Genomic DNA, 16,143 nt, shown 5'->3' with positions numbered 1-16,143 from the left:
ATGCTTTTGGAGCATACAAGCGAAAAAACAGGACATTTTTCACCCAAAGGACATATATTAAATATAGATGGATGAAGAACGGGAGACGAGTGTTAACAGGGGGCGGAAGGAATGAGAGTGAATACAAATGAGCCGGCTTCGCGCGGTATGAAAATTTCCGATTTTCAAACGAAGGATGTTATTAATATCACGGATGGCAAACGCCTTGGACAGATTAGCGATCTGGAACTGGACCTGCAGCAGGGCAGAATTGAGGCTATCGTTGTACCGGGTTACAGTCGTTTTATGGGGCTGTTCGGCGGGGGGACGGATCTCATCATTCCCTGGAGAAATATTGTGAAAATCGGTTCTGACGTCATTCTTGTGAAAATGGATGAGGTAAAAGAACAGACCTATGATGAGCGTGAGCGGGAAGCTCGGTTATACGATGAGCAGCGGCAGAGCCGCACCGACCGTGCAGAACGGCTGGAACGCCTGAATCGGAGTCAGCGCAGAACGATATAAATGATAAGTGAGTGAGACAGAACTCTGCTCATTTGGTACACTGGAAGTTGTGAGGTGAGAGAATGGAACCATTTGTATTGGACAAAAATGTAACGAAGGAAATAGCTGAGCAAACGTATCGTAATGATCAAGATCCACTTTTGTTATACATTCAACCTTGGCAATCGTTCGAAAGGTTGACGGCCGGATTCACAACCAGACATGGTGGCGTTGGTCAAGCGCCTTACGCTTCACTCAATTGTGCATATCATGTCGGGGACGACGCTGAAGCTGTATTGAGCAATCGGCGTCTTGTTACGGGTAAGCTTGCTTTTGCACTGGAGGCCTGGACCTGCGGAGAGCAGGTGCATGGCAAGCATGTAGCTGTTATTACTGCTGCAGAGCGCGGCAGAGGGCTGCTGGATCGTCAATCGGCCTTACAGGATACGGATGGCCTGGTGACCAATGTGCCTGGTGTGCTACTGACTTCATTTTACGCTGATTGTGTTCCGCTGTATTTCTATGACCCTGTGAAACAGGCTGTAGGCCTTGCACATGCGGGATGGAAAGGCACGGTAGCAGGCATTGCTGTCTCTATGGTGGAAACGATGGAACGCGAGTATGGAAGCCGGAGGGAAGATATCCGGGCGGCTATCGGTCCATCGATCGGGGAATGCTGTTATGAAGTAGATGAGGCTGTGATGCAGCATGTCCGGGTTTGGCTCGATGAGCCCCAGGGTAATGATGAATACGAGCGTTCTGTATCCAGAAGCATATATACCCCAGCTGCAGACGGCAAAACGATGTTAAACTTGAAAGAATGTAATCGACACATTATGATGAAAGCAGGAATATTGCCGGATCATATCGAATGTACAACATGGTGTACAAGTTGTCATCCTGAGATTTTTTTCTCTTATCGTAAGGAGAACGGGACTACAGGAAGAATGGCAAGCTGGATTGGGCTGGAAGAGAGGTGACCTCTGTGTCATTGGAGGAGCGTATACAACAAGTTAATCAGAAGATTGAAGATGCGTGCAAGCGCAGCGATCGTCAGCGTGAGCATGTGAATGTGATTGCGGTCACGAAATATGTCTCATTGCAAACGACAGGGTCTGTGCTTGAACATGGTCTTGAGCATATTGGTGAGAATCGCTGGCAGGATGCACAGGCAAAATGGGAAGCTTTCGGACAGAAGGGCACCTGGCATTTTATCGGTCATCTGCAGACAAACAAAGTGAAGGACGTCATTGGCAGGTTTGCATACATTCATTCACTGGATCGTTTGTCACTGGCCAAGGAACTGGATAAAAAAGCTGGCTCAATCGGCTTGACGGTGAACACATTTATGCAGGTGAATATTTCGGGTGAAGAGAGCAAGTATGGCTTGCAGCCTGAACAGGCAAGTTCATTTTTGAAAGAAATTCAATCGTTGAACAACCTCAATGTCATCGGTCTGATGACGATGGCACCTCATGAGGAAGATCCAGAGATGACGCGTCCTGTATTTCGAGGGCTGCGTGAGCTGAGAGATGATCTGAATGGACAAGCGTTGACAGCACAGCCGCTGACGGAACTGTCAATGGGCATGTCCAACGATTTCGAAGTAGCCATTGAAGAAGGGGCGACCTGGGTGCGGCTTGGATCAATACTCGTAGGAAAAGAGGAGGGAACACGATGGGCGTAATGAATAAATTTATGAATTTCCTTGGACTTCAGGAAGAGGAAGAGATTGTAGAGCGTGAGCGGCTTGCTGCACAGGAGGAACAAGAGCCAGAGCAGCAAGAAAATGAAACCTCTGCGTTAGATAAACGTAGAAACCAAAGGGGTAATAATGTGGTCAGCATTCATTCCCAGAAAAATGTTAAAGTTGTCCTGTATGAACCTCGTTCTTATGACGAAGCACAGGAGATCGCCGACCATCTTCGCTCACATCGTACTGTTGTGGTCAATCTGCAGCGAATCCGTCAGGATCAGGCGTTGCGTGTCATAGATTTTCTGAGCGGCACGGTATACGCACTGGGTGGCGGTATATCTAAAATTGGCGGCAACATTTTTCTCTGTACGCCAGATACGGTTGAAATTCAGGGAACCATTACGGAAATACTGGCTGACAGCGAGCAAGATTATAACAGAATGAGGTGAGCCGCTTTTGTATCAAGTTGAAGTTATATTGTCAACGCTATATCAGATTTATTTTTACATGGTCATTGTCTACATATTGATGTCATGGCTTCCTAACGCGCGGGAAAGCTTCATCGGTGAATTGTTAGGCAAATTTGTGGAGCCGTATTTAAGTCCTTTCCGCCGGTTTATTCCGCCTTTGTTTGGCGTGCTGGATATTTCCCCGATCGTTGCATTGCTTGTTCTTCGACTTGCGCTTGTCGGGTTAATCTCGGTACTTCGGTATTTTGTATACTAGGCTAAGGGTGACATAGATGAGTAATGAAATTTACGAACATTTTAGCCATGATGAGCGGGATTTTGTAGATAAAGCCTCCGACTGGATTGAGCGGGCGAGCAAGTATCATGACATGAAGCTCACCGACTTTCTTGATCCAAGACAGGTCTTTATTTTGCAATCCTTGGTTAATCGCAGTCAGGACGTTCAGGTTCGTCTGGATGGCGGATATGAGGCGGCTGAACGCAAACGGGCATTAATTGCACCGGACTATCGTTATCTCGATGAGGAAGATATGGGAATGCAGGTGCTCAGCATCACGTCAGATGATGCAAAGATTTCGGAGCTGGAGCATGGGGACTACATGGGTTCCCTGCTCGGACTCGGGATGAAGCGTGGCAAGATCGGAGACATTCAAGTGCTGGAGGAAGGCTGCCACACGGTTGTGGCAGCAGAAACCGGCGCTTTTTTATCGCTTCAACTGAATCAGGTCCACCGGTTACATGTGTTCACGGAGCTGCTGCCGCTGGATCAGATGAAATGGTCTGAGACAAAATTGGACACCATAGATATTACCGTTGCTTCCTTGCGGCTTGATGGCATCTGTGCGGATGTGTATCGATTGAGCCGCAGCAAGGTGCTGGTTCCCATCAAGGCAGGGCGCTGCAAGGTGAACTGGAAAGTGGTGGAAGATCCCTCGAAACCGCTCAAGGCAGGAGATATCGTGTCTATTCAAGGGTTTGGTCGTTTTAAGGTGCTGGAGCAGGAAGGAATGACCAAAAAGGGACGCTGCAGGGTGAAAATCGGGAAATTTGCTTGATCATGTTGCAGGATAATCTGAATTCTTGTCGAAATGTTAAACGTAAAGGGTAAAAGGGTAAAAAAATACTTGGTGTTTCCGATATACATTAAAGTACATGTTGTCAATGGACCTCTGATAAGTCGAGACAGGTCCTTCATCCGTACCGGATACCAGCTACAGGTGTCTTGTTACGGCTTCTTGGGTGGAACCCATGTGCTGCAAACCTTCTCTGAAATGGGAAGGAATTTTTACAGGAGGTGGACAGCATGCCATTAACGCCGCTGGACATACATAACAAGGAATTCTCCCGACGCTTGCGCGGGTATGACGAGGATGAAGTCAATGAATTTCTGGATCAAGTCATCAAAGACTACGAAGGCGTCATTCGCGAGAACAAGGAGCTGAGCAATCAGTTGCTGTCCGTTCAGGAGAAGCTGGATCATTTTGCTACGATTGAGGAAACGCTTAGCAAAACAATCATCATTGCACAGGAAGCTGCTGATGACGTGAAAAATAATGCGAAGAAAGAAGCGCAGCTCATCGTGAAGGAAGCAGAGAAAAATGCTGACCGAATCGTGAACGAAGCGCTTGGCAAGTCTCGCAAGATTGCTTTGGAAGTGGAAGAACTGAAAAAGCAGGCTTCGATCTATCGAGCACGGTTCCGCACGCTTGTAGAAGCTCAGCTTGAATTGCTGACTCAGGATGGCTGGGAAGCGCTGGAGAGCCGGGAACAGGAAGTAAAGGACCGTGAGCGGGAGATGAAAGAAATTTATTAGTCTGCCGCCCGGTTGACTTTTGCGGGCAAAGAAGCTATAACTATATTCATATTGAATAGTGATTCCATGACGGGCTCAGTACGTTATGATCTCATCCCTCAGAGAGTTGGTGTCTGGTGCAAACCAACGGATGAGTTATAGCCGAATATCTTCCCGGAGAAGTGACGCTGAAGCGGTATAAGCATAACCGTGTGTAAGCCGAACCGTAAGCCGTACGTTATAACGGTACCCTGCAGCATTACAGCGGGGCTTAAGCGCTGTTGATGACAGAGCATACTCAGAGTGATCTGAATGTGGTTTGTGATGAACAGAATTAGGGTGGTAACGCGAGCAGAACCTCGTCCCTTTCCAGGGATGAGGTTTTTTTGTGTTCTCAAACGGCGGTTGGACGGAAGGCAAGGAAAACCTGAAGAGGTTGAAGTGCTCGTCGCGAGCAATCCAATATTGAGTTTAATAAGAGAAGGGAAGTTGAGCAGCATGCAGCGAGTTGACGTCAAAGAGAAAGCACGTGCGAGAGAATTACGCATGTTAAATAAATGGAAGACAGAGAACACCTTTAAACGTTCCATTGAAAATCGGGAGGGCAAGCCAAACTTTGTCTTCTATGAAGGCCCGCCTACAGCGAACGGTAAACCTCATATCGGGCACGTGCTCGGACGTGTAATCAAGGATTTTGTTGGTCGTTACAATACGATGAAGGGTTACCGTGTCGTTCGTAAAGCCGGATGGGATACCCATGGTTTGCCGGTAGAGCTCGGAGTACAGAAGAAATTGGGTATCTCTCACAAGTGGGAGATCGAAGATTACGGTGTGGAGAAATTCATCAACGAATGTAAAGCGAGCGTATTTGAATACGAGCAGCAATGGCGCGACTTGACGGAAGGCATCGGTTACTGGACGGACATGGATAATCCATACATCACGCTCGATAACAACTACATCGAAAGTGTATGGAACATCCTTGCGACCATTCACGAAAAAGGGCTACTGTATCGCGGTCATCGCGTTAGCCCGTACTGTCCTTCCTGTCAGACAACGTTGAGCTCGCATGAAGTTGCACAAGGCTATAAGGATGTCAAAGACCTGAGTGCTACAGCCAAGTTCAAACTGCATGATAGCGGTGAGTTCGTGCTGGCCTGGACGACAACACCTTGGACACTGCCTTCTCACGTGGCACTTGCGGTCAACCCGGACATGGATTATTCCCGTGTTCGTCAGAACGATGAAGTATACATCATGGCAACCAATCTTGTAGAGAAGGTCATGAAGGACAGCAAAGGTGAATATGAGATCATTGGCACTCTGAAGGGCGCCGATCTGGTTGGCAAAACCTACAGTCCGCCATTTAATTATGTTCAGGCAGAGAAAACAAATATCGTGTTAGGGGCGTCCTTTGTAACGGATGCAAGCGGTACGGGTATCGTTCACATGGCTCCTGCACACGGTGAAGATGACTATCGTGTATGCCGCGAGAACGGCATCAGCTTTGTCAATATGGTTGATCTGGAAGGCAAATTTGTTGCTCAAGTGACGGATTTTGCTGGCCGATTTGTGAAGGATTGCGACATCGACATCGTCAGATACCTATCGGAAAATGGTCGTTTGTTCAGCAAGGAAAAATACGAGCACAGCTACCCGTTCTGCTGGCGCTGTGATACACCGCTGCTGTACTATGCGATGGATAGCTGGTTTATCCAGACCACAGCGATCAAGGATCAGCTTATCGCCAATAACAGCGAAGTGGAATGGTATCCAGGGCATGTGCGTGAAGGCCGCTTCGGGAAGTTTCTGGAGGACCTCGTGGACTGGAACATCAGCCGTGACCGTTACTGGGGTACGCCGCTGAACATCTGGGTATGTGAAGAGACAGGGGAACAGTTTGCACCACACAGCATTGCTGAGCTTCGTGCCCGTGCGATCGGAGAAGTGCCTGAAAATCTCGAGCTGCACAAGCCGTATGTGGATGAAGTGAAGGTGCTAAGCTCATGTGGCAAATACGAGATGAAACGTACGCCGGAAGTGATTGATGTCTGGTTCGACAGCGGCTCGATGCCGTTTGCACAGCAGCACTATCCTTTTGAAAATAAAGAAGTATTTGAACAGCAGTATCCGGCGGATATGATCTGTGAAGGCATCGACCAGACGCGCGGCTGGTTCTACAGCCTGCTCGCGGTGTCCACCCTTTTGACAGGCAAAGCACCTTACAAAGCCGTTATGGCAACAGGGCATGTACTGGACGAGAACGGTCAGAAGATGTCCAAATCCAAAGGCAACGTCATTGACCCATGGGAGGTTATCGAGGAATACGGTACGGATGCGTTCCGCTGGGCATTGCTGTCTGACAGCGCGCCATGGAACAGCAAACGTTTCTCCAAGGGCATCGTTGGGGAAGCCAAATCCAAAATGGTCGATACATTGGTGAACACCCATGCATTCCTGACGCTGTATGCAACAATCGATGGGTTCGATCCGCAGGAGCATCCGTTCCAATTATCTGCACACAAGCTGGACCGCTGGATTCTGTCGAGACTTAACAGTCTGATCCTTGTTGTGGAAAAAGCACTGGCAGTGAATGATTATCTGAATTCCTCTAAAGCTATTGAAGCGTTTGTAGATGAGCTGAGCAACTGGTACATCCGCCGTTCCCGTGACCGATTCTGGGGAAGTGGTCTGACAGAGGATAAGCTGGATGCTTATCGTACCCTGACCGAAGTGCTGGTGACTACAGCGAAGCTGGTGGCGCCATTTACACCTATGCTGGCTGAGGATATCTATCTGAACTTGACGACGGGTGAGAGCGTGCATATGGACGATTACCCGACAGCTAACGAAGCCTTGATCGATGCAGCGCTGGAGCAGGATATGGAAACGGCTCGTCGCGTGGTAGAGCTGGCTCGTAACGTTCGTAATGAAACGGGCATCAAAACTCGTCAGCCATTGTCTGAACTGATCGTTTCTTTGGATAAAGGCTTTGATCTGGCAAGTTATGAAGAGATCATCAAGGAAGAGATCAATGTCAAAGGAATCCGTACCGAGCATAATGATGCGGAATTCGTAGATTTTACACTCAAGCTGAACCTGAAGGTTGCGGGAAAAAAATACGGCAAAAACGTAGGTTTCCTGCAAAACCTGTTTAAAGGCATGACTGCGGATGAGACACGCAAAGTGGTAGCGGAAGGCGTATTTAACGTCGTTTCTCCAGAAGGAGAGGAGCTGCAGGTGACGAACGAGGAACTGCTGGTTGAGAAGCAGGCGAAGTCCGGGTTTGCGTCGGCATCAGGTTATGGTCTTACCGTAGCGCTGAACACAGAAATTACGGAAGCACTTGAACAGGAAGGCTGGGTGCGTGAAGTCGTTCGAGCTGTGCAGGATACACGGAAACGACTTGATCTGCCAATTGAGAAAAGAGTGCGTTTGACGCTGGAAGTCGATGCGGATCTTCAAGCAGCAATTCAAGCATTTGACGAAGTTCTGCGTGAGAATGTACTTGTAACAGAAGTAACCTTTGGTTCGGCTGATAACATGGAACGTGTGGATGCCGGAGGCAAAGCAATCGGAATCTACATTGAAGCGTAGCCTGTAGAGTAGTTTTCTAATATTGAGGATAAACTAATTAAATAGTGAACCAACTTAAACGAGCCGCAGCCAGGGAAGCAATTCCTGTAGCTGGGCTCGTTTGATTTTTGCACGATAAGGAAATGATTAAATTGTGAGCTTGTATCAATATCATAAACGATTGGAGCGAAATATGAGCAAACAGGACCAGCCAGCCGCATCCACTACAGCCGTCTCTAATGCTGAACCTGTGGATACGTCTCACGACAAAATTGAACAATTACATACATTAACGAGCCGGATCGCGAATGAACTGGAGCGTTCACGCATTGCACAATATACAGAGCTGCTGAACCGACCATGGAAGCTCATCTGGTTAAATCTGTTGTCTGGAACGGCGAGAGGTGTAGGGATCGCCATCGGATTTACTTTTTTTGCAGCAACGATTATCTATGTGTTACAGGTTCTGGGCGCATTAAATCTGCCGATTGTCGGAGATTACATCGCTGATATTGTACGAATCGTGCAGCGTCAGCTGGATATGAATACGTATTAATCCTCCTCGGAGCCCGGTTCGAGCAGTCCTGACCCTTCACCATTTTCAAGGTACTTCCGATACTGCCGATTACGAACAATGGATACATCATGACCATAAATATCTGTTGCCACAAAGCTCTCGTATGCTTCAACAAAACCGTCCAGCTCTTCTGCAGCTTCAATAGCCATCACATCGTAACTGTCGATATCACCGCTTTCTGCCATTGCAGGAGTATTGGAGGTTCCCCAGCTCTCTACAATCTGCCAGGCATCTTCACCGTCGAAGCCGTTCTGGTCCTCTCGTTCGTCCAGACTGGTACGTCCAAACGCCGGGGCAAGAAATTGTTCTTCCACAGGGCGGTTCTCGGAAACGACGGTTTCGGGTTGATGCTTTTTGCAGTATTTGGTGTACGGAACAGCTTCCATACGCTCATAAGGAATCGGCCGCTGGCAGACTGCACAGGTTCCGTAATGACCTTCCTCGATCGCATGCAGGGCAGAATCAATGCGTTCAAGTTGAAACTCATCATGCTCAAGCAGGGAAATATCCTTCTCTCGTTCATATACCTCTGTAGCCAAATCGCCAGGATGATTATCGATGGGTGACAGTTCTCCGGTCTGAAGCTTTAGAGAATCCCCCAAGCCATAGTGCTCATTCTCGGACAATCGATGTTCAATATCACGTTTATTGCTCATTAGCTGGGAACGCAGTGCTTGCAGTTGCTTGGCTGTGAAATGTGACATGGCTTTCCCCTTTCTGATTCGTTCGGAATCCGGTTGATGTCTCCAATCTAGGATGTGCCTTTTCAGGCGGGATTACAGAAGGCAAATGTTATCGCTTTTTCCAAGGCTTTTTCCAAGAAATCTGCAGAACGGAGCGTTTGCCCGTCATGGACGATCTCTAAATAGCTGTGCTACAATAAATAAGTCTGGCGAATGCGTTGTTATCGCTGGAAAAGACAAGAACGGAGTGACAACAAACGTGGTGTATTATATCATTGCTTTTATCGTATTTTTAGTCGATCAGGGAACAAAGTACCTGATTGCTACCCGGATGGAGCTTAGAGAAGAGATTCCGGTCATTGGCAATTTTTTTGTCATCACTTCCCATCGTAATTCAGGTGCGGCGTTTGGCATTTTGCAGGACCAGCGCTGGTTCTTTATTGTGGTTACAATTATTGTGGTTGTCGCTTTGATCTGGTATTTGCAAAAAGTAAAAGATACACCGCACAAATTGCTGCCAGTAGCTCTTAGCCTGGTGCTTGGTGGAGCGATCGGCAACTTCCTTGACCGGGCTTTGACAGGGGAAGTTGTAGATTTTGTACAGCTTAATTTCGGAAGTTACACGTTTCCCATTTTCAACATTGCTGACTCGGCGATCTGTATCGGGGTAGCATTAATTATTGTGGAGACATTATTGGAAGGACGCCGTGAGAAAGCGGCTGCAAAGATTGAAGGGAATGAGCATCATGAGTAATGTGAATGAAGAACAGGTTCATAACGAAGAAGAATTTAACGGTGAGGAACGTATGGAATGGACCGTTGCCGCTGAACATAAGAAAGAACGCGTGGACAAATACATTACCGATGCTTTAGAGGACGTATCCCGTTCCCAGGTCCAGCTATGGATCGGAGACGGTGCGGTTACAGTAAACGGTGCTATTGTGAAAGCCAACGCCAAGCTGTCTGAAGGCGATCAGATCGTTCTGCATATTCCTGAGCCGGCAGCTGTGGAAATTATCGCAGAGGATATCCCGCTCGAAGTGGTGTATGAAGACAGTGACCTCATTGTTATTAACAAACAGCGCGGACTTGTTGTGCATCCAGCACCAGGTCATACGTCAGGCACGCTTGTGAACGCTTTGATGTATCATTGCAAGGATCTGTCCGGCATTAACGGGGAGCTGCGTCCGGGAATTGTACACCGAATCGATAAAGACACATCAGGTTTGATTATGGCAGCCAAAAATGATCATGCCCACGCCTCCCTGGCTGCACAGTTGAAAGAACACAGCGTGAACCGACGTTATATTGCGCTGGTGCATGGTCATCTGAGCCATGATCAGGGTACGATTGATGCACCCATTGGCCGTGACACGAATGATCGTAAAATGTACACCGTGACCGAGCGCAACAGCAAACATGCGGTGACTCATTTTACAGTGACCGAGCGCATTAACGATTACACTTTGCTGGAGTTAAAGCTCGAAACAGGACGTACCCACCAGATTCGGGTGCATATGAAATTTATCGGGCATCCACTCGTGGGTGATCCAACATACGGACGCAACAAAGGGATCAAAATGAACGGACAGGCCTTGCATGCTGCAACGCTTGGCTTCGTACATCCTTCTACAGGAGAATACATGGAATTCAGCGCACCAATCCCGCAGGATATGGAGGATGTACTGGCTTCGCTCAGAAGCCGCTGACGTTTGTAGAAAGTACAAATGTTCGGATATTTTGTCCATGGTGTTGTATGCTCAAATGCTTCATATTAAGACATGAGAAATTTGCGTCACAATGAGGAGATGAATCGCATTTATGAGTATTGAACAATATCAAGAAACGTACATCCAAACTAATTTTGCCGACCGTATCGGCGGCTCCAACTATGGTAAAGACACGAACATCTATAAATTCGAGAAAATCAAACGTGCCAAAGCTTCTGCCAAAAAAGACTTTCCCGATGTCGAGCTGATCGACCTTGGGGTGGGTGAACCGGATGAAATGGCAGATGCAGGCATCGTTGCTGCACTTGCTGCAGAAGCGGCCAAGCCGGAGAACCGCGGATATGCCGATAACGGTATTCCTGAATTCAAGGCAGCGGCAGCAGCCTACCTGAAAAACGTATTTAACGTTGATGGAATTGATGCAGATACAGAGATTGTTCACTCTATCGGCTCCAAGCCAGCTTTAGCGATGCTGCCATCCTGCTTCATCAATCCGGGAGACGTAACTATTATGACGGTTCCTGGTTACCCGGTAATGGGTACGCATACCAAATATCTAGGCGGAGAAGTGTTTAACGTTCAATTGACGAAAGAAAACAACTTCCTGCCTGATCTGCAAGCAATCCCTGAGGATATTGCAAAACGCGCAAAATTGCTCTATCTGAACTACCCGAACAACCCGACTGGTGCAAGTGCTACAGTGGAGTTTTTCACTGAGGTTGTTGCATGGGCGAAAAAATACAATGTCGTTGTTGTACATGATGCACCCTATGCAGCCTTGACATATGACGGTAAAAAACCGTTCAGCTTCCTGTCCGTGCCTGGTGCCAAGGATGTTGGTGTGGAGCTTCACTCCTTGTCCAAATCCTACAACATGACGGGCTGGAGAATTGGCTTTGTTGCTGGTAATCCGCTCGTTGTCAAAGCATTCAGTGATGTGAAGGACAACAATGACTCCGGTCAATTCATCGCAATCCAGAAAGCGGCAGCGTATGGCTTGAATCATCCGGAAATTACTGAGAAAATTGCTGAGAAATATTCCCGTCGTCATGACATGCTGGTTGCAGCATTGAACGAACTTGGCTTCCAGGCTGAGAAACCGAAAGGCTCCTTCTTCCTTTACGTAGAAGCGCCAAAAGGTGTTGTAGGCGGACGCCGCTTCGAATCCGGTGAGGATTTCTCTCAATTCCTGATCCGTGAGAAGCTGATCTCCTCCGTACCTTGGGATGATGCAGGAAACTTTGTTCGTTTCTCCGTAACGTTTATTGCAAATGGCGAAGAGGAAGAGGAACGGGTTATTGCTGAAATTAAACGTCGTCTGAGCGATGTAGAGTTTGAATTTTAATTGAAACATTCAGTAAAATAGATGATGTAAAGCATAAAGAAAAAAGAGACCGGAAACGGTCTCTTTTTTCTGTCAAAATATACTTTATATTCTCTTAACAAAAATAACCAAGAATCTTATGATTAAGTCTTTGCGTTATTTGTATAGACAGGATCAGGTTGAAAGATACGAAGGTTGCGATTTTGTATTGATAAAACGATTATATGCAGTGACTCCATGTTTTCCACAATAAAGCAATCCTATACGCAGCTGGAAGAGCAGCGTTCGATCAAGCAGAAGTAAAAGAAAAAAACAAAAAAATAAATGAGAAAAGGGCCTCTGAACATGATGTTCAGGAAGCCCTATTTTTTCCTATTTGCTTATGGTAAATTTATTGGAAAGTATTTACAACTAATATTTACACTTTAACGGAGAGGACAGAAAAAAACTGAAAAAGCGAAGCGTTCGCCTTTATCCCCGGATTTTACCCTTTGGAAAAGGGAATCTAAAAAATCCGGGGATAACAGCGATTGGAAGGTTATTCTGTCATTGGAGTGGACTGTGTAAAATCTTTAGTTCAAGTTATATAGACGGTGAAGTGAAAATCAATCAAGCGATGATTTTTGTTTTTTTCGCATTTTCGGCAGATCGTTTGGTCAGACTGCTTAACGGACGTTTTAACAGCAAAGCCAGAACCAGACTTAGTGCAATGAACAGACATAACCACAGAATGTCCTTAATGGCTGTAGACCATAGAATGCCGCCAACCGCTTCTCGCAGCAGGCTGATCGCATAGGTGAACGGCATGAACGGATTGAGCGCCTGGAAAAAGGGCGATGTCATGCTGATCGGAAAGGTGCCGCCCGAACTGGAAAATTGAAACACCATAAAAATAATGGCAATGCCCTTGCCGATATTACCGAACACGGACAGCAGCGTGTATGTGATGGTTACAAAGACGGCACTTACGAGCATTGCAAACAGAATGAACCACCATTTATCTGCCACGTAAGTTCCGAGAATCAGCATATCTCCTGCCGTGACGCATAGCGCCTGTAAAAGTCCAATCGTCAGAAACGTGGCGAGACGACCAAGGTACAGCTCATATCCGCGATATTGTGCCTCCGGATTTTCCGCTTCCGCACGCAGCAATGATATAAGGAGGGTCGAGCCCACCCACAAAGACAATACAGCATAGAAGGGAGACATGGCTGAGCCGTAATTCGGGATAGGATACAACTGCTGTTCTTTAATCTGTACAGGACTTGCGAGAAAGGCACTTTCCTTTTCGATATCCCCCCGCAGCAGCTTGGCAAGCTCGGCAAACTGATTATTGCCTTCGACTTCTCTCAGCTTGACTGCAGCTTTGCGGATCGCATTTTCCAGTGCAGGCAGGTCATCACGTACAAGGCCCGCTACACGATGAACACCCTTCTGCACCTCAGGCAGCTGATGCTGTACAAAGCTGGACGCCTTGCTAATCTGCTTCTCTGCCTGCGGCAAATCATTACGAACGAAGTCGGCGGCTGCATTCAGCTTGTCCTCAAGCTTGGGCAGGTCACGCTGAACAAGAGAGGACACGGTATGGAGTGCCTGGATGAAGGCTTTGCTTTTTGTACCCAGAGCTTGCGAGATTTCATGTATTTTAGCCTGAATCTGAGGCAGATCACCCTGAATTTTCTCAAGCTCGGATTGCCCAAACGTAATCCCTTGCTTTGCCGTTGCAAGAATGTCTGCTATGTCGGGAAGACGCTCCTGTACTCCCTCCAGTGTAGTTGCTGAAGCCGAGAGGATCGATTTTAATTGATCCGTACCTGCCGAGAGCGCAGGAGAGATTTCGCTGTCATAGGTGCTGATGAACCGATCTATGCCGCTGCTTATACTACTTGTAATCTCGTTTAATCTGGCAACAATGTCTGCCGGGGGCGTAGTATTGTTACGCAGTGCGTTACTGATGATGCCGGCAATCCGTATCTGCTGCTGAAGCTGATCGGATATCGTTTGCAATTGCTGTACCTTTGCAGATAGCGGATGAGACGGAAGTAAGTCATCCATTTTCCCAAGCAGGGCAGCCATGCTGTCCACGATTTTCAAGGCAGTGCCTAAACGTGATGTAATACGGTCTATATCGTCTGCGCTTGGAAGCTTGCTCAGATCGGTTTCATTTAATTGTGCAGATACATCACCAGCCGCAGTGGTAATTTGCTGGATCAGCAGCAGGTTTTGCCTGATCGTTGGTGTAATTGTCTGGAACGCCTCCTGAGTGACATCAACGAAGCGATCCAGGCCCTCGGTCAGCTGCGCTCCACTTGCAGCGATGTCGGATATTTTATCAAGATCCTGCTCGGCAGCAGATACTATTGCCAGTGCTTTGTCGGTTTTATCCAACGCAGTCTGTATTACGCCAGATACTTGTCCGAAGTTGGCATCCACTTCCTGAATGCGGGCAACCGCCTGCTGAATGTCAGGAATGCGGGCCTCCAGAGCCACGACTTCGGCAGCGGCTGCTTTAATCTGCGGCCAGTATTGCTGTACCTTCAGTACGTATCCGGCCGCTTCATTAATTTCAGGCAAGCGCTTCTCCAGCTCTACGATTTTTTGTGCTTGTGTCACAATCTCGGGCATGGCCTGATCCACTTCCAATACCTTTTGACCAGCCGCCTGAATGGCAGGAAGATTTTTCTCCAGCATAAAGATGCCGTGTTCCATTTTACGCAGCGTTGGAAGCTGGGCATTGACCTCGATCCCGGCTTCCTTCAGCTTGGTGAGCACTGCTTCACTGACGGCTTCGGTGAAATTCTCGTTAATTTGTTTGGTAATCGCTGACACACCGGAACCTGTTATTTTGGGCGCGATGGCGTTTACCTTTTCATTAACGGTATAGATTACTTCCGGCCTGTCCAGCTTGCCTTCCACAATGCCAGTTATTTTGGACGAAAAATCAGCAGGAATCAGCAAGCTGGCGTAATACTCCCCTGTTTGAACTCCGCGGCTTGCCTCTTCCTTATCAACGAAGGTCCATCCCAGCTTTTTGTTTTGCTTTAAACTTCGAATGAGCTCCTCACCTATATTGACCGAAGTTCCCGTGACGGTTGCACCTTGATCTTCACTGGTAACAGCTATTTTGATGCCTTGTGTATTGCTGTACGGGTCCCAGACGGATTCCACATTTACCCAATCATACACACCAGGTAGAAGAATAATTGCAGCAATCAAAAATATGCCTGTCGGTACTTTCAAAATATGCATCCAGTCTGTCTTGTAAATATGCCATATGTGACGCATTGATGTCCTCCTTCTTATAACAGTGCGGGAGTTTGAGCATAGGAAGGCTGGTCATCCTTCCGTCGTCTGCTCCCAAGCTATATGTATATCGGAAAAAGAAAGCTTTTATTAAATGGTGCTGTGTATAAACTTTCCCCAATTTACAGTGGACTGATTCATGTTATTACATCTAAAATAACGACTGGTTTGCACAGGTGAAAATTGGATAAGCGGCTTGCTGTAATTGTCTATGGATAAATATGCAGGTTTGTTGTATAATTATAAACGACGAATGACATGTGATGTGACATGGATGTTTTTCGGCCCAAATGCTGATTCTAATCATAGATAAAGCAGAGGATATGCACCTGAGATGGTGAGGTGTTGACAGAGAGTTGTCTTTCTGTCATAATTCATGAAGACAAACGGGCATAATGAGATAGAACTCTGTGAGGTTCCTCATATGCACGACATGAATAGCACCTTTAAATCAGTCCCGTGAGACTGGCAAGGTAACGTGAATGATACATCGTTTATTTGCTGCGGCA

At 47.2% G+C, this 16,143-nt stretch carries 14 protein-coding genes and 1 other annotated feature; of the genes, 12 read left to right on the top strand and 2 right to left on the bottom strand.

Going from position 1 to position 16,143, the window contains the following annotated elements; translation table 11 throughout:
• Positions 1-111: 111 nt before the first annotated feature.
• The 9 genes from IEW26_RS03105 to IEW26_RS03065 all read left to right on the top strand — a co-directional run bounded on the left by IEW26_RS03105 (position 112) and on the right by IEW26_RS03065 (position 8,573).
• Positions 112-504, top strand: coding sequence for a YlmC/YmxH family sporulation protein (locus IEW26_RS03105; protein ID WP_229729627.1), 393 nt, complete (start codon positions 112-114; stop codon positions 502-504).
• A gap of 62 nt (positions 505-566) precedes the next feature.
• Positions 567-1,463, top strand: coding sequence for a peptidoglycan editing factor PgeF (gene pgeF, locus IEW26_RS03100; protein ID WP_188591219.1), 897 nt, complete (start codon positions 567-569; stop codon positions 1,461-1,463).
• A gap of 5 nt (positions 1,464-1,468) precedes the next feature.
• Complete coding sequence (locus IEW26_RS03095; protein WP_145404074.1) at positions 1,469-2,170, top strand: YggS family pyridoxal phosphate-dependent enzyme; 702 nt, start codon at positions 1,469-1,471, stop codon at positions 2,168-2,170.
• Entirely contained in the window at positions 2,161-2,628 is a 468-nt protein-coding gene (locus IEW26_RS03090; protein WP_111271924.1) for a cell division protein SepF, read from the top strand. The genes IEW26_RS03095 and IEW26_RS03090 overlap by 10 nt, the downstream gene beginning before the upstream one ends.
• Before the next feature lie 7 nt (positions 2,629-2,635).
• Positions 2,636-2,905 (top strand): YggT family protein, encoded by a 270-nt coding sequence (locus IEW26_RS03085; protein ID WP_184182362.1) that lies wholly within the window; start codon positions 2,636-2,638, stop codon positions 2,903-2,905.
• 16 nt (positions 2,906-2,921) lie between these two features.
• On the top strand, positions 2,922-3,704 hold the full coding sequence (locus IEW26_RS03080) for a YlmH family RNA-binding protein (RefSeq protein ID WP_145404073.1): 783 nt from the start codon (positions 2,922-2,924) through the stop codon (positions 3,702-3,704).
• Positions 3,705-3,952: 248 nt separating this feature from the next.
• On the top strand, positions 3,953-4,462 hold the full coding sequence (locus IEW26_RS03075) for a DivIVA domain-containing protein (RefSeq protein WP_111271926.1): 510 nt from the start codon (positions 3,953-3,955) through the stop codon (positions 4,460-4,462).
• A 57-nt stretch (positions 4,463-4,519) separates the two neighbouring features.
• Positions 4,520-4,811 (top strand) — a binding site (T-box leader).
• A gap of 128 nt (positions 4,812-4,939) precedes the next feature.
• Positions 4,940-8,038, top strand: a complete 3,099-nt coding sequence (ileS, locus tag IEW26_RS03070) for an isoleucine--tRNA ligase (RefSeq protein ID WP_188591218.1) — start codon at positions 4,940-4,942, stop codon at positions 8,036-8,038.
• A gap of 172 nt (positions 8,039-8,210) precedes the next feature.
• Entirely contained in the window at positions 8,211-8,573 is a 363-nt protein-coding gene (locus IEW26_RS03065; protein WP_145404071.1) for a DUF5665 domain-containing protein, read from the top strand.
• On the opposite strand, the gene IEW26_RS03060 is transcribed toward IEW26_RS03065, so the two are convergent.
• On the bottom strand, positions 8,570-9,298 hold the full coding sequence (locus IEW26_RS03060; RefSeq protein ID WP_145404070.1) for a TraR/DksA C4-type zinc finger protein: 729 nt from the start codon (positions 9,296-9,298) through the stop codon (positions 8,570-8,572). The two genes, IEW26_RS03065 and IEW26_RS03060, sit on opposite strands and share 4 nt — an antisense overlap.
• Positions 9,299-9,536: 238 nt before the next feature.
• On the opposite strand from IEW26_RS03060, the gene lspA reads away from it, so the two are divergent.
• From lspA to IEW26_RS03045, 3 genes are all read left to right on the top strand, one after another.
• Positions 9,537-10,031 (top strand): signal peptidase II, encoded by a 495-nt coding sequence (gene lspA, locus IEW26_RS03055; protein ID WP_188591660.1) that lies wholly within the window; start codon positions 9,537-9,539, stop codon positions 10,029-10,031.
• On the top strand, positions 10,024-10,986 hold the full coding sequence (locus IEW26_RS03050) for an RluA family pseudouridine synthase (protein WP_188591217.1): 963 nt from the start codon (positions 10,024-10,026) through the stop codon (positions 10,984-10,986). The genes lspA and IEW26_RS03050 overlap by 8 nt, the downstream gene beginning before the upstream one ends.
• Before the next feature lie 112 nt (positions 10,987-11,098).
• Positions 11,099-12,352, top strand: coding sequence for an LL-diaminopimelate aminotransferase (locus tag IEW26_RS03045; RefSeq protein ID WP_188591216.1), 1,254 nt, complete (start codon positions 11,099-11,101; stop codon positions 12,350-12,352).
• Between the two features lie 588 nt (positions 12,353-12,940).
• Here IEW26_RS03045 and IEW26_RS03040 read toward each other — a convergent pair.
• Entirely contained in the window at positions 12,941-15,616 is a 2,676-nt protein-coding gene (locus tag IEW26_RS03040; RefSeq protein ID WP_188591215.1) for a YhgE/Pip domain-containing protein, read from the bottom strand.
• Between the last annotated feature and the right edge of the window lie 527 nt (positions 15,617-16,143).

The sequence above is a fragment of the Paenibacillus silvae genome, assembly GCF_014639235.1.
Taxonomy (GTDB): domain Bacteria; phylum Bacillota; class Bacilli; order Paenibacillales; family Paenibacillaceae; genus Paenibacillus; species Paenibacillus silvae.
Note: the sequence above shows the minus strand (reverse complement) of the source record. Positions and strands in the feature narration are given on the sequence as shown.